The 23,533-nt window shown below is 46.3% G+C and carries 19 protein-coding genes; 6 read left to right on the forward strand and 13 right to left on the reverse strand.

Going from position 1 to position 23,533, the window contains the following annotated elements:
- Positions 1-76: 76 nt before the first annotated feature.
- Positions 77-925, forward strand: a complete 849-nt coding sequence (locus C0638_RS23770) for a copper amine oxidase N-terminal domain-containing protein (RefSeq protein WP_058712240.1) — start codon at positions 77-79, stop codon at positions 923-925.
- A 135-nt stretch (positions 926-1,060) separates the two neighbouring features.
- Here C0638_RS23770 and C0638_RS23775 read toward each other — a convergent pair whose 3' ends face one another.
- The 5 genes from C0638_RS23775 to C0638_RS23795 form a co-directional block, all read right to left on the reverse strand.
- The gene (locus tag C0638_RS23775) at positions 1,061-1,402 is read right to left on the reverse strand and encodes a darcynin family protein (RefSeq protein ID WP_058712225.1); all 342 of its coding nucleotides are present in this window, start codon (positions 1,400-1,402) and stop codon (positions 1,061-1,063) included.
- A gap of 81 nt (positions 1,403-1,483) precedes the next feature.
- Complete coding sequence (locus tag C0638_RS23780) at positions 1,484-2,065, reverse strand: Crp/Fnr family transcriptional regulator (protein ID WP_058712226.1); 582 nt, start codon at positions 2,063-2,065, stop codon at positions 1,484-1,486.
- A 123-nt stretch (positions 2,066-2,188) separates the two neighbouring features.
- Complete coding sequence (locus tag C0638_RS23785; protein ID WP_058712227.1) at positions 2,189-4,030, reverse strand: adenine deaminase; 1,842 nt, start codon at positions 4,028-4,030, stop codon at positions 2,189-2,191.
- A 104-nt stretch (positions 4,031-4,134) separates the two neighbouring features.
- Entirely contained in the window at positions 4,135-6,495 is a 2,361-nt protein-coding gene (helD, locus tag C0638_RS23790) for an RNA polymerase recycling motor HelD (protein WP_228392896.1), read from the reverse strand.
- Between the two features lie 362 nt (positions 6,496-6,857).
- Positions 6,858-7,889 carry an FUSC family protein gene (locus C0638_RS23795; protein ID WP_014599646.1) on the reverse strand — a complete coding sequence of 344 codons (1,032 nt, stop codon included), beginning with the start codon at positions 7,887-7,889 and terminating at the stop codon, positions 6,858-6,860.
- A 355-nt stretch (positions 7,890-8,244) separates the two neighbouring features.
- On the opposite strand from C0638_RS23795, the gene C0638_RS23800 reads away from it, so the two are divergent.
- Positions 8,245-9,414: a glycosyltransferase family 4 protein gene (locus tag C0638_RS23800; protein WP_025676878.1), complete on the forward strand. Its 1,170-nt coding sequence runs from the start codon at positions 8,245-8,247 to the stop codon at positions 9,412-9,414.
- Between the two features lie 33 nt (positions 9,415-9,447).
- Here C0638_RS23800 and C0638_RS23805 read toward each other — a convergent pair whose 3' ends face one another.
- The 5 genes from C0638_RS23805 to C0638_RS23825 form a co-directional block, all read right to left on the reverse strand.
- Entirely contained in the window at positions 9,448-10,080 is a 633-nt protein-coding gene (locus C0638_RS23805; RefSeq protein ID WP_058712228.1) for a DUF2238 domain-containing protein, read from the reverse strand.
- A 27-nt stretch (positions 10,081-10,107) separates the two neighbouring features.
- Entirely contained in the window at positions 10,108-10,311 is a 204-nt protein-coding gene (locus C0638_RS23810) for a YwbE family protein (protein WP_013370570.1), read from the reverse strand.
- Between the two features lie 69 nt (positions 10,312-10,380).
- Positions 10,381-11,121 (reverse strand): DUF1361 domain-containing protein, encoded by a 741-nt coding sequence (locus tag C0638_RS23815; protein WP_058712229.1) that lies wholly within the window; start codon positions 11,119-11,121, stop codon positions 10,381-10,383.
- A 416-nt stretch (positions 11,122-11,537) separates the two neighbouring features.
- Positions 11,538-14,090 carry a beta-mannosidase gene (locus C0638_RS23820; protein ID WP_014599645.1) on the reverse strand — a complete coding sequence of 851 codons (2,553 nt, stop codon included), beginning with the start codon at positions 14,088-14,090 and terminating at the stop codon, positions 11,538-11,540.
- Between the two features lie 208 nt (positions 14,091-14,298).
- Positions 14,299-15,366: a LacI family DNA-binding transcriptional regulator gene (locus tag C0638_RS23825; protein WP_058712231.1), complete on the reverse strand. Its 1,068-nt coding sequence runs from the start codon at positions 15,364-15,366 to the stop codon at positions 14,299-14,301.
- 279 nt (positions 15,367-15,645) lie between these two features.
- Between C0638_RS23825 and C0638_RS23830 the strand changes: the two genes are divergently transcribed.
- A complete protein-coding gene (locus C0638_RS23830; RefSeq protein ID WP_058712232.1) occupies positions 15,646-17,337 on the forward strand; it encodes an ABC transporter substrate-binding protein in 1,692 nt (563 codons plus the stop codon).
- A gap of 63 nt (positions 17,338-17,400) precedes the next feature.
- On the opposite strand, the gene C0638_RS23835 is transcribed toward C0638_RS23830, so the two are convergent.
- The 3 genes from C0638_RS23835 to C0638_RS23845 are packed head-to-tail and all read right to left on the reverse strand — an operon-like array spanning position 17,401 to position 19,396.
- A complete protein-coding gene (locus C0638_RS23835) occupies positions 17,401-18,624 on the reverse strand; it encodes an MFS transporter (RefSeq protein ID WP_058712233.1) in 1,224 nt (407 codons plus the stop codon).
- Positions 18,625-18,626: 2 nt separating this feature from the next.
- Positions 18,627-19,187, reverse strand: coding sequence for a GNAT family N-acetyltransferase (locus C0638_RS23840; RefSeq protein WP_040101622.1), 561 nt, complete (start codon positions 19,185-19,187; stop codon positions 18,627-18,629).
- Positions 19,188-19,246: 59 nt separating this feature from the next.
- Positions 19,247-19,396 (reverse strand): DUF2500 domain-containing protein, encoded by a 150-nt coding sequence (locus C0638_RS23845; RefSeq protein ID WP_233902255.1) that lies wholly within the window; start codon positions 19,394-19,396, stop codon positions 19,247-19,249.
- Between the two features lie 404 nt (positions 19,397-19,800).
- Here C0638_RS23845 and nrdI point away from each other — a divergent pair, with 404 nt between their 5' ends.
- From nrdI to nrdF, 3 genes are all read left to right on the forward strand, one after another.
- On the forward strand, positions 19,801-20,160 hold the full coding sequence (gene nrdI / locus C0638_RS23850; protein ID WP_013370560.1) for a class Ib ribonucleoside-diphosphate reductase assembly flavoprotein NrdI: 360 nt from the start codon (positions 19,801-19,803) through the stop codon (positions 20,158-20,160).
- Positions 20,147-22,231: a class 1b ribonucleoside-diphosphate reductase subunit alpha gene (gene nrdE / locus C0638_RS23855; protein WP_058712234.1), complete on the forward strand. Its 2,085-nt coding sequence runs from the start codon at positions 20,147-20,149 to the stop codon at positions 22,229-22,231. The genes nrdI and nrdE overlap by 14 nt, the downstream gene beginning before the upstream one ends.
- A 217-nt stretch (positions 22,232-22,448) precedes the next feature.
- Positions 22,449-23,414 (forward strand): class 1b ribonucleoside-diphosphate reductase subunit beta, encoded by a 966-nt coding sequence (nrdF, locus tag C0638_RS23860; RefSeq protein ID WP_013370558.1) that lies wholly within the window; start codon positions 22,449-22,451, stop codon positions 23,412-23,414.
- Positions 23,415-23,533: the final 119 nt, after the last annotated feature.

Here is a 23,533-nt window from a genome sequence, read left to right on the forward strand (position 1 = left end):
AATTTTATCCAGTCGCGTCTTAATATGGGGGAAAGTTACTGTGCAACAAATTAATCAAAAAAAGGAGCAATCTTTTATGAACAAGGCATTCTTTGGCGCTTTTCTTGCTATCTTTTTATGTATTTCATCGTCCACTGCTTATGCAGCACAAAATCAAATCAAAATTGACGGTGTGGCTATAGCAACCGATGCAAAGCCACAAATGAAGAACAAACGTACAATGGTGCCTCTACGTGTTATTAGCGAAAGTTTGGGGGCTAGCGTCGAATGGTCCGATTCCGAGATTATTCTCGCTAAAAGCGATATGAAAGTAAAATTAGCAGTAAACAAAAGCACAGCGGAGAAAAACGGTCAAAAGATACCGCTTGATGTAAAACCATACTTGAAAAATAACAACATATATGTTCCACTTCGTTTTATTGCAGAGACATTTGGCTGTAATGTCAATTACAGCAACTTTGCAGTGACTATTAATACTGAACCATTGTTCATCAACGGTGTACAAGTAAAGGCACTTCAACAGGAATACCATATGATTATGGGCGGCGTAGTTCAGCAAATTCATGGCAATGCATATAACAAAGCCATTTATAATATTTTTGCAAAAAACAAAGGCGAAAAAGTCGAAGCACCTGAAAACTATTCTTGGAGACTCACTATTGACACACCTGGGTCTTATTATAAAAATGCACAATACGATTTTTTAGACCAAAAGGGGAAAAGCTTAGCTCGTTTTGATGTGTATTCTTTAATCCAGTCCTTTCCATCCGAAGTTTTAATCGGGTATCCCAAGTTTTTGATTCATGACGTATCCAAAGATGAGTGGTACTTGTTTAGCGATAGCGCAGCAAAATCTATTAATCAGTTAATTAATAATGCTACAAATAATGGATTTCTGAAGGTTATAAGTAATACAGTTGCATAAAGTGGTTTTTCTGATTATCATTTTCAAAAGATAAAAGGCGAATTCCCAGCTGAATAAAACAGCATGGGAACTCGCCTTGTTTAAAACCTGTACAAGCTCAACTCCTACTTTTACATAGTAAAGGAGTACGGGGAGTTATTTGTCCATCTGTAGCATTTCGGACTCATAGGACTGAAATGCATTTTCCATCCCCATTACTACATCTTTAATCTTCATATATCCTCTGGTATACGGCTCCGAATCACGAATTTCTTCCCACATATAGTGATATTGCTTCATATCCTCTGTTTCGCATACAACGAAATCCGTATAGTCCCTTCCGGGCAGTGCTTCTGCATCGAAAAAACGAACCTGAACATGTTCGCTGTACTTCTGAATACGAGCCTGCAAGGCCCCCGCATGTTTGCGGCGTTCTTCCCGAGGAAGAGCCAACCAAGAAGGGTAGAACTCCAATAATACAATCATCATATAACGCATATGCCTATCTCCTTTTTAGTGAAGCTTGAATGGATTTATCGTTATTGTACGCTGCTTGTCGCTAAGCCACATTAACATAGGTTAATGCAAATCGCTGCGCAGCAAACGACTAAGTGAAACAGGAGATACACCTATGTACGAAGCTATATGGTATTGTGCAACTCGTTTGTCCAACCCGGGGTACTTGAGAAGAAAGGCATCATAACGCTCCCTAGCAGAAAGATATAACAATTCGCGTTCCCGTTCCTCTTTGCGAATGTACAGTCTTTCTACGCTTTTACGCACGAATCTTTCCCACATATGGCTTGTATCCATAAGCTCCTTCAGTACATGATGTGGAATTTCAATAACAACCGAATCTTCCATGGCCTCAATCGTAAAAGTGGATGGTTTACCTTGAACCATAGCGCCATAAGAGGTTACATAATCATCTTCTGGTGAAAAACCAACATTATATTCTCTGCCATCTGCCAAAGTATAGAACAAACGGAATAATCCCTCCGAACAAAAATAAGCGTGTTCCACAGGTTCCCCTGTTTCAATAAGATATGTTCCTTGCTGAACATGCCTTACACGGGTTTGCTCTACAAATCTGTTCCAATCATGATCTATAATTGAGCCTTGATGAGCCATTTTTTTTAATGAACGATAATATAATTGCATCTCTTCCCCCCCACAAAACGCTGTGTAAGAAAATCAAAGATATCTTCTGGACTATATAAGAAAACAGGGGTTATCCCTCAGGTCTGAGTAGACCTGCAGGACAACCCCCAGCGATGTGTTCTATCAGGCTTCCGTAGCATCCTCTTCCACGAAAAGAGACACCTTCCGTATACCGTCGGCTCCGATCACGACTAGTCCCTGATCCGACAAGCGAATTTCAGGGATAACGACCAATGCGAGCAGCGACAGTGTCATCAGCGCGTTGTTCAGCATGCAGCCGGCTTGCTGAAGTGCCCGGCTGATGCCTTCGGACTGCGCAGCCACCTCTGCAAACGGAGCTGGGGACATCAATCCGGCAATCGGGAGCGGGAAGCGCGTCTCACCCGAGGCGGATACGACCACCACGCCGCCACGTAGTGCAACGGCCTGCTTTGCCGCCTGGGTCATGAGCTCGTCATCATTGCCGATGACGAGCAGGTTGTGGCTATCATGCGCTACGGTCATGGCAATTGCGGCCGGCTCGGTGAAGCCTACGCCTGTCACAAGTGCCACCGCGTGGCTGCCACTGGCATGATGTCGCTCGAAAACAGCGATTTTGCACAAATCCTGTGCAGGATCTGATGCAACTTCGCCATGACGCACCGGAACGGTCATCCGTACTTCCTTCGTATCCACATGATTTTCCGTGACACGAATTACCCGTACAGGTACATTCCCTTCCTGCACTGGAGCCGCAATACGGAAATCTGCGGCACTCAGCTCTCGACCCAAATGGACCGTGTCCATTACTTCCGCAGGATAAACGAAGCCGTCCCAGTCGGCGACCATTTGACCGTACTCGGCCACCAGTTGACCCGCTGCAATGGTAGCCGTCACATTCACTTCGGCCAATCGGCCATCAAGCAAGATAATATCGGCAATCGCACCAGGAATGATCGAGCCGATGTCCCGTGCTACGCCGAAGCGCTCTGCCGTATTCAGCGTTGCCATTTGAAAGGCAGTCACTGGCTTAACGCCCTGCGCAATGGCATGACGGACAACGAAATCCATCTGTCCTTCATGGAGCAAGGATTCGGCGCTGCGATCATCCGTCACCAGCATCATACGGCGCGTGTCGAGACCCATTTCCGTGCTGGCACGGATCGTCTCGGCCACATCATGCCATGCGGAGCCTTGCCGCATCTTGGCATACATGCCGAGCCGGATACGCTCGGCTACATCTTCGGGCGTGACACATTCGTGATCGCCCGTAATTCCTGCGGCTGCATAGACCGGCAGCCGCCAATCATCGGAGGCCCATGTAAAATGGCCATCCGCCACTTTGCCAGCGCGCAGCGTGGCCTGAATTTCCCCGATCATCACGTCGTCGCCATAGACGACGCCAGGGAAATTCATAACTTCGCCCAGCCCGATCATATCCGGGCCCCAGCTTAGAGCCTCTGCGACTTCCGCCGGACCGAAAGAGGCACCTGTTGTTTCCAGCTCTGGGCCTGTGGAAGGCACGCACGAAGCTACCTGCATGTAAGCAGCCAGCGGTGTCGTGCGTGCTTCGTCCAGCATCAGACGAAGCCCTTTTAGACCCAGCACATTAGAAATTTCATGTGGGTCAAAAAAACCGCCCGTCACGCCCAGCGGCAGTACTGCCTTCGCGAACTCAGTTACGGTGAGCTGTGTACTTTCGATATGACAATGTCCGTCCAGCAAACCCGGTGCCATATAGCGGCCTTCCGCTTCAATGATTACGGTGTCTTCTCCAATCGTATGGCTAACGTCTCTACCGACATATGCGATACGAGAGCCTTGCACAGCAATAGACATGCCCGGTAACAATTCGCCCGATACCACATTGACCAGCGTTCCTCCGCGGATCACCAGCGATGCCTTGCGCTCCCCTCTAGCTGTAGCTATCAACTCGGGTACACAGTCCGCCAGCGGCGGGCGTTGAAATACTCTCTTCATGTCCATTACGTTTGTAACCTCCGTTTATGCTTCTTACCTGTTTGGCTTATTTGCTTATGTTACTGGAATACGCTCAACAATGCCAGCCGCCCCTAAAGAACATGGTCACTTTATTCCACTTTACGGATATACGTCTCCGATTCCTGCGAACTCACGAATGGCGTAATCTCCCCTATGCTATATATATGCAGCAAATGCATCGCTCGCGTACAGGCCGTGTAGAACAATTTACGCTCACTCTCACGCTGGTATTCTTGGACTGATCCGTCATAAATGAGAACCGCATCAAACTCCACGCCTTTCGCCAGGTAGGCCGGAATGATATGAATCCCCTTTTCAAAAGCAGGGGTTGTTTTCTTAATTAATTTTGGCTTTACTGGCAGTTGTCCTTCCAGTGCTTCGTAGGCTGCCGCGCTTTCATCAGCATTTTTACAGATCACTGCGATGGATTCATAACCCTCTGCCAGCAATTTTGTAACATTCCCGGCAATCAGTTGGTGTAGCTTTTCACGCGAGTTCACCTCGGTTACCAGAGGCTTCTCACCCTTACGGTTAAACGGAACAATATGCTCTCCCCCTGCTACCATCCCCCGGGTAAACTCTACAATCTCCTGTGTTGAGCGATAGCTGCGTGTCAGGGAAATCATCTCGGTCTGGTCTGCTCCATACAGGTCATACAATGGTTCTGCATCCTGAAGCACCGAAGCATGGGCATAGATGGCCTGATTAAAATCGCCGAGTGCCGTCATTTTAGCCTGCGGAAATAATCGTTTAAAGAAAGCCAGCTGGAATGGTGAATAGTCCTGTGCCTCATCAATAAACACATGACGGATGTTACTATTGGAACGGAAGCCCAGCATCAGCTCACGCAAATATAAAAAGGGCGTCACATCCTCATACGCTAATTCTCCAGCCTGAATTCGTTTCAGAGTTTGCCGACTAATTTCACTCCAGTTGACGGGTAGCTCTGCATGATTCGACAGTTGGCTTAATAACGTCTCGTTCATAAACAACTCGCTGTATAGACGGGTTGTATCCACGAAGCGGAGTGCCTTAATCCACTTGCGCAAGGGCTTTAAGCGGTCACTGACCACCATACGTGCCAATATTTCTCTTTCACGTGTAAAGTCGTCGAAGGTATCGCCTTTATTCTTGGATTTACGGCGCATGCGGTTATATGCACGCTGATAATCCTCCGGCTCCATCAGATCCATCTGCTGGTCCACCCAAGGAGCGGAGCATTCTTCCTTACCAAAGCGGGCCAGCTCTTTGAGCATCCAATCGCGTAGCAGTTCCAATCGGTTCGCCAGCCGCACAGCCGAGTCGAATTCATAAAACTTGCTTGCCATTTGCTCTACTGAAATCACCTCACGTCCCTGAAAACGAACAGGTTTAAAACGCATTCCCTCCTGTTCCAGATGCGCCTTGTAGCCTGTAATCACATGTAAGAACGTCTTGGATGACTTAAAACGGATACCTTCCATCCTAGCTTCATACCCAGGCTGTGACGACGCTGATAGCACATATTCCAGCTGCTCAAAAGGATCTTCTAACTGAAACTCCCGGCCCAAACGCCGTTCCAAATATTCCTGAAACGTGGCCTGAAGCATATTTTCCTCACCCAATTCAGGCAATACCGTCGAAACATAACTGTTAAACATGGGGTTTGGCGAAAATAACACGACCTGATCCGCTCGCAAGCGATCCCGATACTTATACAGCAAATACGCTACTCTCTGAAGCGCTGCAGAGGTTTTGCCGCTTCCTGCCGCTCCCTGAACAATAAGCATGCGGCTTCGGTCATCACGGATGATGCGATTCTGCTCCTTTTGAATGGTAGCGACAATACTTTTCATTTGAGCATCCGAGCTCCGGCTTAATACGGCTTGAAGGAGTTCGTCTCCAATGGTGACGCCTGTATCGAACATAAAGCGAATCTGTCCGTCACGGATTGAGAATTGGCGTTTGAGCGTCAGTTCTCCTTCCATCTCTCCTGCTGGGGTCTTATAAGAAGCGGGACCTGGCATGTTATCGTAATAAAGATTCGAAATAGGCGCACGCCAGTCGTAGATCAGAAATTCCTCATCCTGATTATCCAGCAGGGAGGCAATGCCCAGATAAATACGCTCCGCAGTCTGCCCTTCCTCAGCAAAATCAATGCGTGCAAAATAGGGTGAGTCCAGCAACTTTTTCAAACGACCTAGCGCCTCAGTGGAATGCTTGTGTCTTCGTTCCCGCTCAGACAAAATCTCAGACTGCTGACGCAAACTGGTGGACGTCTCACCCACATCATCCGCCTCACTGAAATTGATCGTTACCTCATCCCAGAAGTCTTTACGCATATCGACGACATCGCCGCGCACAGAACCAACCTCTGTCTCCAGCTTCCGAATACGTCCGCTAATGACTGCGGTCACATCTTCTACTCTTCGTTGTTCCTCATTCCATTGCTGCTCAGTAGTCACTGACATCGCTCCTGTTCCGTTTCCTCCTGCTCCGCGCAGGGCTCCCTTGCGTACAAACTATGCTCTATTATGGACCCGGGCATACTCATCGCATCCCCCTGATCCGGGAAAATTGACTATTCCTTTGAAGCATGCTATAATGTAACAAGAAGTGTGTTAACAACTTATGCAATACGGTTTTACGATGTAAAACATAGCATCCTCTATTGTAGCAAGTTCAGTCCCTGTTCGCAACCAGTGGGCTTTTTTTTGTATTTTCTGGCAATCTTCCATTAGCCTGTTCCTACATCCTTGAATTCATTACATAAAAAAGCGACCGTCCATCTGATTGATGAATGCGGTCGCCTTTTCTTTTTTTTCGAAATTGCCTATCGACTCTCTTCCACAGGATGAATATGATCGGCCAGTCTGCTTAATCGCTCCAGCTGATGACCATAGTCGTACATCGTCGCAGCTACGATGGAAAGTCGCAGCATTCCCTCCTCACAATGGTCAAAACGTGTAATGGCATGCTTCATAAAATCGCCGTTGGCCTGCTGAAACAATTCACTTTCATCCTCATTTGGTTTCAGTTTATTTTCGAATTTCAGCAGAGCGTGCTCGTGGAAACGAATCAGCCGCTCCAGATGATCGTCAAAAAACGCATCTGTTCCCTTTGGACGTAAAGACTGGAAGTAGTGCCTTTCAACCGCATCCAACACCTCGTATCCTTTGTGCAAACTTTCGAGCATTTGTTTGTATACGACCATTTGTCTGGTCTGACTAAACTTGGTGCGCTTGAGCTTTTTCTGCTCCTCTTCGAACAAATGATATTTGTCCGAGAGTGATTTAATAGCTCCCTGCAAATTTCCCTTTTCCTCTCTAAAGACAGACTCCTTAATCTCATCGGAAATGGCGGTTCGCAGCAGCAAGGACATGCTATTAAATACATTTTGAATCTGATTGATAAACTGCCTTTTCGGTTTGGGAGGAAAAACAGTAATGTTGATGACAAAAGCAGACACAATCCCGATCAGAGTCAGCGCAAAGCGGGTTACTGCAAATTTCCAGTCCCCTGAAGCTTCCATGACAGAAACAACGGTCACGAGTGTCAATCCAACCGTATCAGCCATGTTTATTTTCAGACATATCATAAGTACCAATACACATACCAGTCCGACCGCAATCGGCTCATTCGAAAATACCATTCCGCCCAGCAACGCCATGACTGCACCTAATGTGCTTGTTTGGAGTTGATCCAGAAAATAACGCCACGACCTATATATCGACGGTTGCATGGCAAAAATAGCGGCTATCGCTGCCCCCACAGGCGAATGGGTGTTCAAAAGCGTGCTCAGAAAAAGGGCGAGCGTCACTGCGATTCCCGTTTTTAACACCCGTGCTCCAAAAGCCAAAGCCATCCCTCCTGCTTACCCTTCAAATTTATTCATACCGAATTACTATAATGAAATTTCAAGACAAAGTCCATGTTTTATTATTACCCAAAACCATCGGAGATCAGGAATATTTATGAAATGTATAGTTCCTGCTAGGATACATATCAACAGAATTTCCCTATCTGCATCAACATCGCAGAAGGATCTCACCGTGCCATGGATTAGTAAAATCTGAGAAGAGCGCCCGTCCGCAGGGCAACTTTTACAAAACCCGGCAAGCCCGTAAACAAAATCATGACACAATAAAAGCCGGAGCCTCCAAGCGGACTCCCCTGGAACGTCATAGGATAAATGAGAATGGCGGAGGAGGAATGAAGGCATGCTTCGAGTCGCATTATTTACAGACACGTATACGCCTGATGTCAATGGCGCTGCTCTGACACTGGAACGATGGATTGGCTATTTGGAGACACACGGGGTATCTACGCTTGTCTTCGCACCGGAGGCAGACCATCATCTGTCCTCGGGGCCGGGCGTGGAGCGATTTCGAAGTATTCCCTTTTTATTGTACCGGGAATGTAGACTAGCGATCCCTAACGCCAAACAAATCAACGAGCGCCTGTCAGCCTTTTCCCCGCATCTAATTCATGTCGCTACTCCGTTTAATCTTGGCCTGTATGGAACAAGCTACGCTGCCAAACACCATATTCCACTTGTCGCCTCCTATCACACCCACTTTGATAAATACCTCGAATATTACAAGCTTCGCTGGCTTGAACCTGCGTTATGGAAATACATGCTCTGGTTTCACAGACATTGTGAAAGGGTATATGTCCCCTCTCGGTCAACCATGGAATTGTTACGCAATAAAGGAATGGGACAGCTCGAAATCTGGGGTAGAGGAATTGATACCGACCGCTTCCAGCCCACAGTGAATCGCGAAGCGATATGGGAAAAATGGGGCGTTCGTGCAGACGCATTTGTGATTTTGTATGTGGGCAGACTTGCACCGGAAAAGGGAATAGATACGTTACTGGATTCCTATCTCCAGTTACCCGACGACGTCCGCGCAGCCTCAGTGCTGGTCATTGCAGGAGATGGCCCATTGTTTAAGTTCAAAACTGCAGCAGATATCGAGGTGCCAGAGCACGCAGTTCACTGGCTTGGTTTTGTAAAAGGACCGGAATTAGCTGAACTGTACGCTGCAGCCGATGTATTCCTCTTTCCCTCCACTACGGAAACCTTCGGTAACGTCGTTTTGGAGGCTATGGCCTCCGGCACACCCGTGATCGGCGCCAATGAAGGCGGGGTCAAAGATAATGTAATCCATGGGAAAACGGGGTTACTGTGTCCAGCTGGAGATGCCGCTGCCTTTGCCAAAGCTGTACACCTGTTGTACGAGGATATCCCACTTCGCGACTTTCTGTCCAAAACCGGTAGAGCATACAGCCTGGAGCAGACGTGGGACCGTATTTTTGAGCGGCTACTGGACAGCTACATGGATGCAGCGACCCTGCATCTCGACAGCCGCCCTGTGACGCGAATATAGCCTTCAAAAACATCGGACTTTCAAGAAACCCTGCTATACCTTTAGCTGTTTGAGCAGCTTGTTATGTACCCCGCTTAACAAAATCACCGCTGTCAGGGCACCGATGAACGCAAGGAGCATATCCCATTGAGTATCCCATACATCTCCCTGTGTCCCCAAAAAGGCTTCTGCCGCCGTACCGGTTGCCTTGGCTACGGCAAACTCAATCAGTTCGTACACAGCACTGATCGCAAGACACACACTAACCGTTAGAAAAGTGAGCAAGCTCCCGCTTCCCAAAGCCGTCTTACGCAGCAGCACTTCCCTGACAATGAGTGCAGGCACAAAACCTTGCGCAAAATGCCCAAGTCGATCATAATAATTGCGCTCCAGCCCAAACGTATCCCGAATCCAGTTGAACAGAGGCATTTCGGCATAGGTATAGTGCCCCCCGACAATCAGGATGAGTGCGTGTAGCCAGATTAGGGTGTATACCAGATTGGTAAACCGAAATCGACGGTAAAGAGCCGCCAGCAGTATAGCTCCTAAAACAGCTGGGAGAACTTCCAGTACCCATGTAAAATAATCCGCCGGACGAACCAAGGACCAAATGAGAGCAAGCACCAGCAGTACAAGTAAAATAAGCGGATAACGATCATTTTTAGACCATGCCGTTGCCTGATTCATACATTATTCCTCCTAAGCCCAAAGCTCTTATCCTTCATTCATTACAATATGTTTGACACGTCCAACCTGTCCGTCTACCAAACGCACTTTAATTCCATGCGGATGACGTGGGGAATTGGTCAATATATCCTTCACCGTTCCTCGCGTTAGCTTACCCGTGGGCTGATCCTTTTTAAGCACAATATCCACCTGAAGACCAGCGCGGATATCAGATCGGTTCTGTCCATTCATTGTAGCTATTCCTCCTTTGCTTTTACATTTTATCTTATGATGATATTTAGCCACTCAGCCCCATCGTAATCACCAGCGATGCCATTCGTCCCTGCGGCTATTCCCCATCCAGGCCACACACATCATGGATATATAGCTAACGAGCAAAATAACGAAGACCATCCCGCTAAACTCCACAAAATGAGTGCGTTGCAAGGAATCCGCCCATATGGAGAATACTTGTGTGTACAACTGGGACGGTGCAGATACAATATCCCATGAGTTTCCTCGAAAGAAACGGCCAATATAAATACCTAGGCTACTTAGCAGGAGTACCGCCAGCATAAACAACCAGCTGACAAGCCCGCCCCGTGCACGTTGCACCAACTGTCGTACAGATTCAAGTGATACAACTCCCATGGTGAGACCAAGCACAGCTACCAGCAGCATCCCTAATGCATGATTCCAAAAGTACGGATTGCCCCAAAAACGCTGCTCCCCGAGAAATGGATACCTGGCAAATACATGCAGCAAATCTGTGATCAAATAAGGCGTATTGGGATAAAAGAAAAGCCATCCAGCCCCTATGACCCAGAGCAAAAATGTCCTTGTTCCCCTTCTCCACGAGCAATGAATGACATCTAGCAAAAGCGTCAACAGCATAGGAATCCAGGCCAGCATCATATTCCACCAAATAAAAAGATAAGGGCGGCCCCCTGAGGGCAGTCGCACGTTAATGATCCACAATGTACTAATTACGGAGCATAAGACCAGTGCAATAAAAATATAAAGTTTAACTGGATAATTTAACGATCTTAAACGGTCATACATATGTTTCTTTCCCTCCTTGTAACCGTCCATCCTTCTTGACGTTCCAATTTACACCTATTCTGGACAGTGTACACCACAATGGCTTCAAGCTCAATGGAAGCGCTCCACTCTGCATAAAATGAAGATAAAAAAGCATCTATTCTCCCGGGGTTGACCTCATATTCCTGGGAGACAGATGCTTACTGTATTTCAGACTTCATTTCACAGGTAAAGCGATATACGAATGCATATCTTCTGATCAAAAGGAGCCCTCCAATAGGCTCAATCTTAGGCAGCATTTCCCGGGTAATGCTGTAATTCAGCTCCCCCTGCTCAAACCCTACTCACGGATTTCTCTACATGCTCTCAGCCGGCCGGATGAAGAGGAACTTCATTGTCCATCATCTACTTCAAGGCGGATGAGCTTTAACTGTCCTCTAACCTTGTATCCAATTGATCAATGATTGCACCGTCAATGCACCTGGCGCAGCTACCTCAAATGCGGAGGCACCGTTACGCAAGGCCAGAAATTCCACGGTTTTAGGAACACCGGGAGCCAGATCCAGATGGTTGTCACTGAAAATCCCCTCCTGCTCTGCGGTCAGCCACACATGTCTGGCAAGTACATCCGAACAAAGCGTGAACCTACTGCCTCCACTTCCCGGTATCTCCGTCACTTCAATTTTCGCCTGCGGTAAATCCATCTCTTTCGTACCTGCAAAATAAATTTCGCTGGCGGCCACCTGCTCACCGTTTTGTATCAGACGTGCGACCAGCATATGCTCCGTACGATCCAGGCCATTCAGCCATTTGTCAGTAGGCAGTATATGTACGATCCCTGCGCCGCCTGCTTGCTGTTCTACCTTAATGTTCTCTTCACGAATAGCCTGACTGCCACGGATATGCAAAAGTGTCAGCCGCAGCGTACCCGCTATCGGCTCTAGCGTATCGTTAACCAGATGCAGCTCTTTACTCCCCTGTTCCGTATCTACTGCACTCAACAGCACATCGGCAAAGCTGCGTTTAGCCGTATATTGAAGCGCCTTCCAACGACCAAAATAGTCCATACTTGACCAGGAAGCAACGGGCCAGCAGTCATTCATCTGCCAGTATAATGTCCCCATGCAATAAGGCTTGTGACGACGATGGGCCTCAATGGCCATTTTCATCGCCTCTGCCTGTAAAACCTGGCTCATGAGCAGAAAACATGGAAAATCCTTGGGTTGCCGCATGTACCGTCCCATGTATTCTTGAATCAGGCGATTGCCCGAGCCGTTCTTCTGATGTGCCAGCATCACCTCAGATTCCAGTTCCAAATCCTTCTCTTCCGCATAAGCGCGAACAGACTTGTATTCAGGAAAGGACTGAAAACCATACTCACTCATAAAACGGCCCACATGTACGTGATAATTTTCAAACGGCTCAGACGCATGCCATACTCCCCAATAATGGATGTCTCCCGCTGTGGAGGACGGATGAGCATGCTGGTTTCGATCTCCGGTCAGATCAATTAGCGGTGAGGAGGGCCAATATGCCGTCTGCGGAGTCCAGGCATTTACCGCCTCCGGTAAAATCCGGTGGAAAAGCGTTTCATAATCTTCCCATAGACGCTCCCGTTGCTCAGGCGTGTAGGCCTTTTTCCAGCCCCAGCCTGCATTTTCTTCATAATGCGCCCATGCGGAATCAATCTCATTATTGCCGCACCATAACGCAATGCAAGGATGATGGCGCAAACGCTTGATGTTATCTTCGGCTTCCTGCGCTACATTGTCCAAAAAAGCCTGATCGCCCGGATACATGCTGCATGCGAACATAAAATCTTGCCATACGAGCAAGCCGTATTCATCACAAAGGTCATAAAATACGTCTTCTTCATAAATACCGCCACCCCACACCCGCAACATATTCATATGGGAGGCGGCCGCACTGGCAATTTCATGCCGGTATCGTTCCAACGTAACTTCGGCAGCAAAGCTGTCATTCGGAATATGGTTGGCTCCCTTTACAAACACGGGGATTCCATTCAGCTCAAAATAGAAGCTCTCCCCTGCCGTATCCCGCTCACGTATAAGACGGATCGAACGAAGTCCCGTTTTCACTGATTTTTCCGCAATTACTGCTTCCTGTGCTTGCTCCTTCAATTCGGCTACAAACGTATACTGATGCGGCTCCCCCAGCCCACGACACCACCACAGCTTCGGCTCCTTCATATCTAGCTCCAGCTCTACTGTTTGCTTTCCCTTCAGAAGACGAACCGGCTTGGACCACACCCTGCCATCAGCAGAAATACACAACTCGGCATCTCTAATCTCATTTGCACTTTCAATCTCTACCATTGCTGTGAGTTCAGCCCTCTCGGTACTCACTTTGTCCTGTCGAATAAACAAGTCTCTTACGACCAAACCAGACCAAGCTTCAATTCGGACCTCTCTCCAGATCCCGCTCGTCACCAGCCTCGGTCCCCAATCCCAACCATAGTGATAGGGAGCCTTACGAGCGAAAACGCTTACTTTTTTATCAGACAAGCCACCTATCTCGGACTGATCATTCGGTGCGGGGAGTCCATAGCCCAACCTTTCCAGCTTAGGCACATCTTCCGTAATCGGAGAGCGAAAATGGATTTCAAGCCGATTTTTCCCTTGCTGAACAAATGCCTTCACATCCTGTCTCCATACCCGAAACATATTATTGGCCGATATGACAGTTTGACCATTCACTCTTACATCTGCGTAGGTGTCCAGACCTTCCAACACCAGCTCTACACATCGACATTGAAGCTGATTTGCATCTATCTCAAAATAGGCTTCGTATATCCAATCCTGCTTATCAATCCACTGTACCTCCATCTCGTTCATACCGATAAAAGGATCAAGAATTTTGCCATGTCGCAAAAGATCGGTATGCACACAACCCGGTACTTTCGCACTGAGCCACTCATCACTATGTGCTTCCCTAAACCTCCAGCCATCCAACCCTATCACATTAATCATCGTCGCAAGCCTCCCTATAAGGATGATTGGGAACATCTGGATCACTCATTAACATAACAAAAATAACATTAAGCTAACAAATCAGTCAATTGTTTTTTTGGAACAATCGGTAAAACACAAAATAAAAGTCGCCCTCTACCCCTAAACAGGCTAAAAGCGACTTCCCTCGTCTTCACTGTGGATCAAATTCATCCCACATATCCGGACATCAACTATATTTGATTGTGCTAAAGGGACGATCACGATCATCATTTTCCCGGCTGAGCCGTGGCGCGTGAACTTCCCGTACGAGTAAATCAGCGTGTAGCAATTTTTTTTCCACAGGTGAGTTTGGGTTCATGATGCGCCATAATAATTGGTCTACCGCCCGCATCCCCAACAGTTCCTTATCCACTCTCACCGTGGCATAAATCGGCATTTGATCATTCGTATCGTCAAACCCAGTTACCCCGCATCGCCTCGGCACGTCAATCCCCTTTCCTTTCAGCACTTCCACGACTTGCGAAGCAGTCACATCATTAGCGCAAACAAAAACCTCTGGCAACTCATCCTCGGGCAACTTGTCCATTTCCTCAGCAAGCGCCTGCGCTCCCCCATAAATAAGGGCTTTGTTTTGCCGTAATTCTACTCCGCTCATTTCCAGTGTGGACCGAAAAGCTTCCCAACGTTCATAGAAACTGTGAGCATCGTCAATATGACCCACAAATTGAAAGTGATCATACCCCTTGCATAGCAAATCCTTCATTAATTCATTCATGCATGTGCGATTATCCGTAAACACCGCATCACTTAAAAATGCAGAATCCCAATGATCCACCATGACAACCGGAATACCCATTCGATAAATGTTCAGCAATAACGTAGTTGAAATCGTTCCTACAGTGATAATCCCTTTAATGGCCTCTGGGTTCAGTAAAGAAAACATATCGTCCGTTGAAGGCTCCGTTAGCGTGATCATATCCAATCCCTTGCGGTTCAGACGTTCGGAAATCCCTTCAAATACAGGTCCCCAGTACCTGGACTCCCGATTCTGGTGCCGAATATTCGGAAATAACACCAGCACCGTACCCGACCATTCTCTGGCATCTGTGTCCCGAGGCTCTACCCCAGTCATTTTGGGATGACTGCGAAAATAGCCCATCTGGGCAGCAAGCTTAACCAGCAGCGCCCTTGTCTCTTCACTTACACCGGGTTTGCCTGACAGTGCACGCGAAACAGCAAACTTTGAAACGCCCGCCGCATCCGCAATTTCCTGTAATGTTACTTTTCCACGCATCTCCTCACCCAACCCTATTCGAAATCTTTTTCTACCTTAGTCTTCTAAATATACAGGTATGCCTATAAACTGGTACCATCGTAGCATACTTTGTTTTAGATCATCAAACGATGGATTTGCACAAATCCACACCTTTCATTTAAATATGTTTGCTTAATAAAAAACAAAACACATAACAAATAAACATAAATAACTTGACATAAGGTTCTTTATTTCCTACAATTTACTATTGAAAGCACTTACATTGTGTAAATCATACTTATTAAGGGGGATTTGCAGATGTTCACGAACAGGTCGGTACAACAATGCTCTATCCTGCTCCTGGCTTTGCTGCTGCTTGTTACAACGGGCTGCGCGAATGGCAAAGGCGGTACGGCAGAAAAGGAAGACCCCGATGACACCAGTCCTATTACATTTACGTTCTTTGGCGGTGACTCAAGCTCCAACTGGAACAACATGAAGGACGCTGTCGGGCAGGAAATAACCAAGAAAACGGGTGTTACACTCAATGCCGAACATGCTGTCAACGGTCGAGGCGAGGAAAAGTTTGCTTTAATGGCTGCTAGCGGAGAGTACCCTGATCTCGTGTACCCCAAAGGAGACATTGGCAAGCTGGTCGATGCCGGGGCACTCATTGACTTAACCGACCTGATTGATAAATACGGTCCTAACATTAAGAAAGTGTATGGAGATTATTTTAACCGTATTAAATATAGTAGTGAAGATCCCGCCATTTACACCATTCCGACCAATCTGGGCGTAGATCACATCGCGTTTGATGCACAAGCAGGCTTCGAAATCCAGCATCAGGCCCTTAAGAAGCTCGGATACCCCAAAATTCGCACCGTTCAAGATTTTGAAAAAGCACTTAAAGATTATGTCGCCAAATACCCTACTACTAATGGCCAGCCTACCATTCCCTTATCGCTCGATGCCGAGGACTGGAAAATGCAGATTACTGTGACAAACCCGGCAGTTACGGCTACAGGTGGACCAGACGATGGCGAATATTATATTGATCCTAAAACACACAAAGCCACTCTTCACTACAAACGCCCAGAAGAGCGAGAGTATTTCCGTTGGTTAAACCATATGTACAATGAAGGTCTGTTGGATAAGGATACTTTTGTACAAAAAAGCGATCAGTACAAATCCAAAATCGCCGCAGGTCGTGTCATTGGACTGATTGATCAGGAATGGAACTACCAAGATGCCGAAAATGCGCTCAAGGCAGCAGGTAAGGATGAATACACCTACTCCCACTTTCCAGTCACTTTAAATGAGCAATACGAAGATCATTCCCTCCAGCCCATTGGTTTCGATACTGCGTCCGGGATCGGCATCACAACTTCATGCAAAAACCCGGTGCGAGCGATCAAGTTTCTGGACTTCCTGGCCTCGGACGAAGGACAAATTTTGCGTAATTGGGGAATTGAAGGCCAGCATTACAATGTAGAGAATGGCAAACGAGTCATTCCTGCGGCTGTGCAAGAACGCAAAAACAAAGATAATGCTTCTTTTAGCAGAGAGTCAGGTATCGGTTTGTATTGGATATGGGGACCACATTACGGCGATAGCGTTAAAGACCCTACTGGCAACTATTACACAACCAATTATCCGGAGATGATTACCGAAAATTATAGTCAAGCGGAAAAAGAATCCCTTCAGGCATATAAAGCCCGGACATGGAAAGACTTATTCCCGAACGAAAAGGATTTTCCGGTAAAAGAGTGGGGAGCCGCCTACAACATGCCTGTTCCGACCAATACAAATTACAATGTTATTTATCAAAAGTCGCAGGACATTGTACGCAAACGGATTCCTGAGGCCGTACTCGCCAAGCCAGATCAATTCGATGCCGTGTATGACCGCATGCTCCAAGAGCTGGATCAGGCGGGTGTACCAAAGGCTGAAGAAATCTTCACTAGCCTGATCCAAAATCGTCTGAAGCTATGGTACGGGGAGAAGTAGAGTCTGATTGCTAATGAAGGTGCATAGGGGCTGACAGCTAGAACCTGTTTAGCCCTTTTTGCACTAAACATTCTGCTTAGTTGTTTTTTCTTTCCAGGAACTATTTTTCCTTGACCCCCGACGGACATAAAGCAACAAAAAGATTGGGATCAATGCAATCCCGCCACACAGCATCCAAGATATCTGGATAGGTGTTTGATGTGAAGCAAGATTGGTAAAATTACGGCTTACGATGCCTGTCACGATTAAACCTATGCACATGCCTAGTTGGGAAATGGCAGAATCCAGAGATAGCAGTGTTGAACGATACTCATTAGATATTCTTTTGTTCAGAAATATTTGTTTGGCAACCGGATACATCCCTCGCCCAATTTCATAGATAAAAAAGGTAAGCAGTACAGGATAAAACGTGTTGAAAGCACCCGCTAAAATGAGCCATATCCCAATCATCCCGCAAGCATACATGAGTATATGTACATCACTATAACGGGCGCCTAGCTTTCGAACCAGATAGCTTCCCAAAGTCATACATAGTGAATAACCTGCCTTGATCAATCCCATAATCCAAATCCCTTGTTCAGAAAGACCGACCAGACGTGGCTGTTGAAATGTATTCCCCGCCGAGTTTGAAAAGCTGATAAATAAACCAATGATAAACACAATCCAGATCGACTTATTTTCAAAACCGATACGGACACTTTCCCCGATAATCGTTTTAATGTGAGTAGTTGATGCTTTTCGATGGGTAATATTCTTCTCATCCATATAAAAGCAGCATAGAAATATACATAGGATAATAGATACAATGCTGGCTGCCCAGGGAAGTGAATAGTTAAAAGCTGCGAGGAAGGCCCCCAACAGACCGCAAATAAATCCCGAAATGTACTGTATACTGTTAGAGGTTGTAAAAAGAACTTCCATCGGCTTATCGCTGTTTTCCACAACCCAGGATTCCAACGAGCCTGATTGCAAGCATATTGCCAGACCCCCAAAGACTTGTGCGAACACAAGCAGCCACATGTGATCTACCCAAACGAACAACACACTGTAGACTAGAAAACAACAAAGCCCCAGAACAACAGAAATTTTCCTTCCATACTTGTCTGCAATAGCTCCTGTTGGTATTTCAAACAGAAAAATACTTACAAAGAATACAACCAGCAAGAAATTCGCACTTTGCAGAGAAAGTGCTTTAGCTAATAGAAATAGAATAAGCGTAGTTCCCGTGATTTCACTCATAAAAAATTGCAGAAAGCTGACGGAGTAAAATAGCTTATGTGGCCTCACTTTCAGGATTCCTTTGTTTTCTCTACAGCCTCATACTCACTTCGCAACATTCCCATCTGAATAATGTCATAGTACTGTCCTTCCCTGAATAGCTTTTCCCGTAGCCGCCCTTCCTCCTTGAAGCCACATGCCAGATAGCAACGATATGCACGTTCATTGAACGCATACACCTCCAGTTCCAGCCGATGCAGGTTCAGCGAATGAAACGCAAATTTTTGTATCAGCCGGATTGCTTCCCGCCCATAGCCCTTGCCCAGGTCACCGTCACGCCCGATTACAATCCCAAGGGTGGCATGCCGATTCACCCAGTTGATTTTGAATAAATCGAGTTGTCCAATATAGTCCAATGTGTCTTTATGAGCAATGATAAAGCCCTTGATCTCAGAGTTGCCGTCAATCATCATCTGTACAAACGATTCACTATTAGCCAGTGAATGCGGATAGATAAATACGTCGCTTAAACCATGTGTGATTTCCGGGTCATTGACCCATCTTCGGATATCAGGTATATCCTCCTGACGGTACTCTCTTAAAACAATTCGTGCTCCAATGATATGTGGCATCGTCAGCTTCCTCCCTATATGTATTTGTTCTGGTAATACGCTAACACCTCGCCATCTCTTTACGCTCCCATTAATCTCACAAACTCCAGAAAACGTGTACCTTTATAATGAACCTCCCCGCGATCTCCGATCACAATCATTCCGAAGTCCCTATCCTTCACCTCCAGCTCCTTACGTTCACCCCCTCCATAAAACCACTTTCCATCCACTTCATCCTTTCTACAGTAAAATGTAAATTTTACATTCTATTGCCCATTGACAAATCGTACATCTCCAGCCTCAAAAACTCCAATACTTTTTTAACATACTTACGAAAAAAAAGTTCTTTCGCTCTTTTCCGCACCCTGCTTGGACTTACACCGGATCTAGGTCCTCTGAGCCTCTCTAGACCGATTGACAAAACTATATATAGATATAAAATAGAGAATGTACTCTAAATATAGTGTAAAAAACGTATTTATGCCCGATATCTTGAAGATAAAGGTATGAAAATACATGTAAATATAGAGTCAAAAATCTTAAATGGCGCAGCCAGCAAGGGATTACAGCTATAATGGGTCTCTTGGCAATGCCGTTTTCTTTTTTTCGTTAATTGTTAAGGAGGTTGCACACCATGCTGATTGCTTATGATTCCAAGACCGGCAATGTAAAAAGATTTATAAACAAGCTCAAGCTTCCGGCTGTTCAGATTGAGGAACAAATGACTATAGAAGAACCTTACGTACTCATTACATATACAACCGGGTTTGGACAGATACCTGAGAGGGTATCTTCATTTTTGAAAAAAAATGCACAAAACCTTGTTGGTGTAGCTGCAAGCGGCAACCGTAACTGGGGTGACAAATTTGCCAAAAGTGCGGATTTGATTGCTGACCATTATAATGTCCCCGTGATTAGCAAATTTGAATTATCTGGAACGTTCGGAGATGTAGAGCGTTTTAAACAGGAGGTGAGCCGAGTTGCGGCATATTGAATTGAACAACATGTTGATGAAACGCGATACAGACGGCTTTTTCCAATTGGAAAAGGACCAAGAGGCCGTAGCAGAATTTATGAAGGAAGTTCAAGAACGGAGTTTGAAGTTTGCTGACACAGCTGCTCAAGTGCTGTATATGATTGAGAATGATTATTACGAAAATTTCTATAACAGCTATACGGCTGATGAAATCAACGATATTTTCCATATCACTCATAGCTATAATTTTAAATTTCCTTCTTATATGGCAGCATCCAAGTTTTATACCGATTATGCAATGAAGAGTAATGACCGTAAAGTCTACCTGGAACACTACCCTGACCGGGTGGCTGCTGTCGCCCTGCATTTGGGACGCGGCAACGCCGATACGGCCCGCCTGTTGTCCCGCTCGATGATGGAGCAACGTCTCCAGCCAGCTACACCAACTTTCCTGAACGCTGGCAAAAGCCGCCGTGGGGAATTGGTGTCCTGTTTCCTGCTCGAAATGGACGACTCTTTGAACTCAATCAACTATGTACTGAACACTTGCATGCAATTGTCCAAAATTGGCGGCGGTGTGGCGGTTAACCTGTCGAAGCTGCGGTCACGCGGTGAGGCGATTAAAGGTGTAGAAGGCGCAGCAAAAGGCATTATGCCTGTGCTGAAGCTGATGGAAGATGGTTTCTCCTACGCGGATCAAATGGGTCAACGTAAAGGCTCTGGCGCTGCCTATTACAACATTTTCGGATGGGACGTGCTGGAGTTCCTAGATAGTAAAAAAATTAATGCTGATGAAAGAGTACGTCTCAAGACACTTTCGATCGGATTGCTGGTGCCAAACCGCTTCTACAAGCTGGCTCAAGATAATGAACCTCTGCATGTATTTGCACCTTATAGTGTGTTCAAGGCTTATGGAACGCATTTGGACGACATGGATCTGGATGAAATGTACGACACACTGCTCGCCGACGATCGAGTAAAGAAAAAAGTAGCGATGAGTGCACGTGATATGCTGACGAAAATTGCCATGATTCAGTTGGAGTCTGGCTATCCATATATTATGAATAAGAGTAACGCAAATCATGCGCATGCTCTTAAAAACGTGGGCCAAATCAAAATGTCAAACCTGTGCACGGAAATCTTCCAGCTACAGGAAACTTCTGAGATTGCCGATTATGGACAACAGGATATTATTCGCCGGGATGTAAGCTGTAACCTGGCTTCCCTGAACATTGTAAATGTGATGGAGCACGGCAAAATCCGCGAGTCCGTTCACGAGGGTATGATTGCTCTCACTTCGGTCAGCGATATGACCCAAGTGGCTAATGCACCAGGTGTTGCGAAAGCGAACCGTGAAATGCATTCCGTTGGTCTGGGTGTCATGAATCTGCACGGCTACCTTGCCAAGAACAAGATTGCATATGAAAGCAATGAAGCGAAGGATTTTGTCCGTACCTTCTTCATGACGATGAACTATCATTCCATCGAAAAGAGTATGGAAATCGCAAAAGCAGCCGGACAAAGCTTCTATGGATTTGAGGAATCGGATTATGCGACAGGTGTATATTTTGACCGATATCTGAACACAGATTATCGTCCGACAACGGCACGTGTGCAAGAACTGTTCAAGGATATTTATATTCCGACTCAAGCAGACTGGGACACACTTAAAGCAGACGTCATGAAGAACGGTCTGTATCACGCCTACCGTATGGCGATTGCTCCCACTGCCAGCATTTCGTATATTCAAAATGCAACGTCCAGCGTTATGCCGATTGTCGAACAGATTGAAACTCGTACCTATGCGAATTCAACAACTTACTATCCAATGCCGTATTTGCAAAAGGATAATGTATTCTTTTACAAATCCGCTTATCAAATGGATCAATTCAAAGTGCTTGATCTGATTGCTGAAATCCAGCCTCACGTGGACCAAGGAATTTCGACTGTGCTTCATGTGAACAGTGACGTGACTACGCGTCAGTTAGCACGTTGCTATCTGTACGCCGCACATAAAGGACTTAAATCGTTATACTACACACGTACCAAAAAACTGTCTGTGGAAGAGTGCCTCACTTGCTCCATCTAATGCATACATGGTAACAAGCTATAGAATAAAATGAGATTTTGAATAGATATGAATGCTTGGCATTAGAAGCTGTATCCAGCGCGTGGTTCAGGCCTTTACAGGATTGAACAAGACCCTCGCGGATACAGCTTCCGTATGTCAAGCATACGATGACTCTCCGGTAACCTCTCATGTGTGTTTCCAGGGAATCTCGCAAGCTGAAGGGAGAATGCTAACAATGACAGGTATACAAGCTGTAAACTGGAACCGCTCGGACGATGATTTCACACTGATGTTCTGGAACCAGAATATTATGCAATTTTGGACGGATGATGAAATTCCGCTGTCTGACGATAAAATGTCCTGGGTAACCCTTAGTGATATTGAAAAAGAAGCCTACATGAAGGTGCTGGGTGGCTTGACCCTGCTGGACACCATTCAAGGCGGCGTGGGAATGCCGCAAATTATGGAGCATGTGGACGGACTGCAACGCAAAGCGGTATTAAGCTTTATGGCGATGATGGAGCAAATTCATGCCAAGTCGTACAGTAGCATCTTTACAACCCTGGCTTCCACGGAAGAAATTGACGGTGTATTCCGCTGGGTGGAAGAAAATCCGCATCTCCAAACGAAAGCTGAAACCATTCGTCAGTATTATATGAACATTCACACACCGAAAGACCTGTATCTCGCGATGGCTGCGTCGGTGCTATTAGAAAGCTATTTGTTTTATAGCGGCTTCTTCTACCCTCTCTATCTGGCGGGTCAGGGCAAGCTGACATGCAGCGGGGAAATTATCGATCTGATCCTGCGGGACGAAAGTATACACGGTGTCTACGTAGGTGTACTGGCACAGGAGATTTATGCGGAACTGGACGAGGAAGAACAACGCGATCTCTACCAGACGCTGGTAGGCTTGCTGCGCTACTTGCACAATAACGAAGAACAGTATACCGAGCAAATTTATGCCCCTATTGGACTTGTAGACGATGTTAAAGTCTTCTTGCGCTACAACGCCAACAAGGCCATGATGAACCTGGGCTTTGATCCACTTTTTGAAGAAGAAGAAGTCAATCCCATTGTATTCAACGGCATCAGCACCCACACCAAGCAGCACGATTTCTTTTCTAAAAAAGGAAACGGCTATGTGCGGGCGATGAATGTAGAGCCGCTAACAGATGATGATTTTAACTTTGGCGTATAAGTACACATACGTAAAATGAATTTAGCAAGGCGATACTATAAAGAGCCATCCACATGCGGATGGCTCAGACTGTAAACAAATAGGGTTTCAGAACTTATTCCTAAGTTCTGAAACCCTAT

It is taken from the genome of Paenibacillus sp. lzh-N1, from assembly GCF_002872435.1.
GTDB lineage: Bacteria > Bacillota > Bacilli > Paenibacillales > Paenibacillaceae > Paenibacillus > Paenibacillus polymyxa_C.

What these genes read in the sequence shown, in the direction of transcription:
- C0638_RS23770 (WP_058712240.1), top strand. Translation starts at nt 77, where the DNA reads ATGAACAAGGCATTCTTTGGCGCTTTTCTTGCTATCTTTTTATGTATT.
- C0638_RS23775 (WP_058712225.1), bottom strand. Translation starts at nt 1,402, where the DNA reads ATGCGTTATATGATGATTGTATTATTGGAGTTCTACCCTTCTTGGTTG.
- C0638_RS23780 (WP_058712226.1), bottom strand. Translation starts at nt 2,065, where the DNA reads ATGCAATTATATTATCGTTCATTAAAAAAAATGGCTCATCAAGGCTCA.
- C0638_RS23785 (WP_058712227.1), bottom strand. Translation starts at nt 4,030, where the DNA reads ATGGACATGAAGAGAGTATTTCAACGCCCGCCGCTGGCGGACTGTGTA.
- helD (WP_228392896.1), bottom strand. Translation starts at nt 6,495, where the DNA reads ATGTCAGTGACTACTGAGCAGCAATGGAATGAGGAACAACGAAGAGTA.
- C0638_RS23795 (WP_014599646.1), bottom strand. Translation starts at nt 7,889, where the DNA reads ATGGCTTTGGCTTTTGGAGCACGGGTGTTAAAAACGGGAATCGCAGTG.
- C0638_RS23800 (WP_025676878.1), top strand. Translation starts at nt 8,245, where the DNA reads ATGCTTCGAGTCGCATTATTTACAGACACGTATACGCCTGATGTCAAT.
- C0638_RS23805 (WP_058712228.1), bottom strand. Translation starts at nt 10,080, where the DNA reads ATGAATCAGGCAACGGCATGGTCTAAAAATGATCGTTATCCGCTTATT.
- C0638_RS23810 (WP_013370570.1), bottom strand. Translation starts at nt 10,311, where the DNA reads ATGAATGGACAGAACCGATCTGATATCCGCGCTGGTCTTCAGGTGGAT.
- C0638_RS23815 (WP_058712229.1), bottom strand. Translation starts at nt 11,121, where the DNA reads ATGTATGACCGTTTAAGATCGTTAAATTATCCAGTTAAACTTTATATT.
- C0638_RS23820 (WP_014599645.1), bottom strand. Translation starts at nt 14,090, where the DNA reads ATGATTAATGTGATAGGGTTGGATGGCTGGAGGTTTAGGGAAGCACAT.
- C0638_RS23825 (WP_058712231.1), bottom strand. Translation starts at nt 15,366, where the DNA reads ATGCGTGGAAAAGTAACATTACAGGAAATTGCGGATGCGGCGGGCGTT.
- C0638_RS23830 (WP_058712232.1), top strand. Translation starts at nt 15,646, where the DNA reads ATGTTCACGAACAGGTCGGTACAACAATGCTCTATCCTGCTCCTGGCT.
- C0638_RS23840 (WP_040101622.1), bottom strand. Translation starts at nt 19,187, where the DNA reads ATGCCACATATCATTGGAGCACGAATTGTTTTAAGAGAGTACCGTCAG.
- nrdI (WP_013370560.1), top strand. Translation starts at nt 19,801, where the DNA reads ATGCTGATTGCTTATGATTCCAAGACCGGCAATGTAAAAAGATTTATA.
- nrdF (WP_013370558.1), top strand. Translation starts at nt 22,449, where the DNA reads ATGACAGGTATACAAGCTGTAAACTGGAACCGCTCGGACGATGATTTC.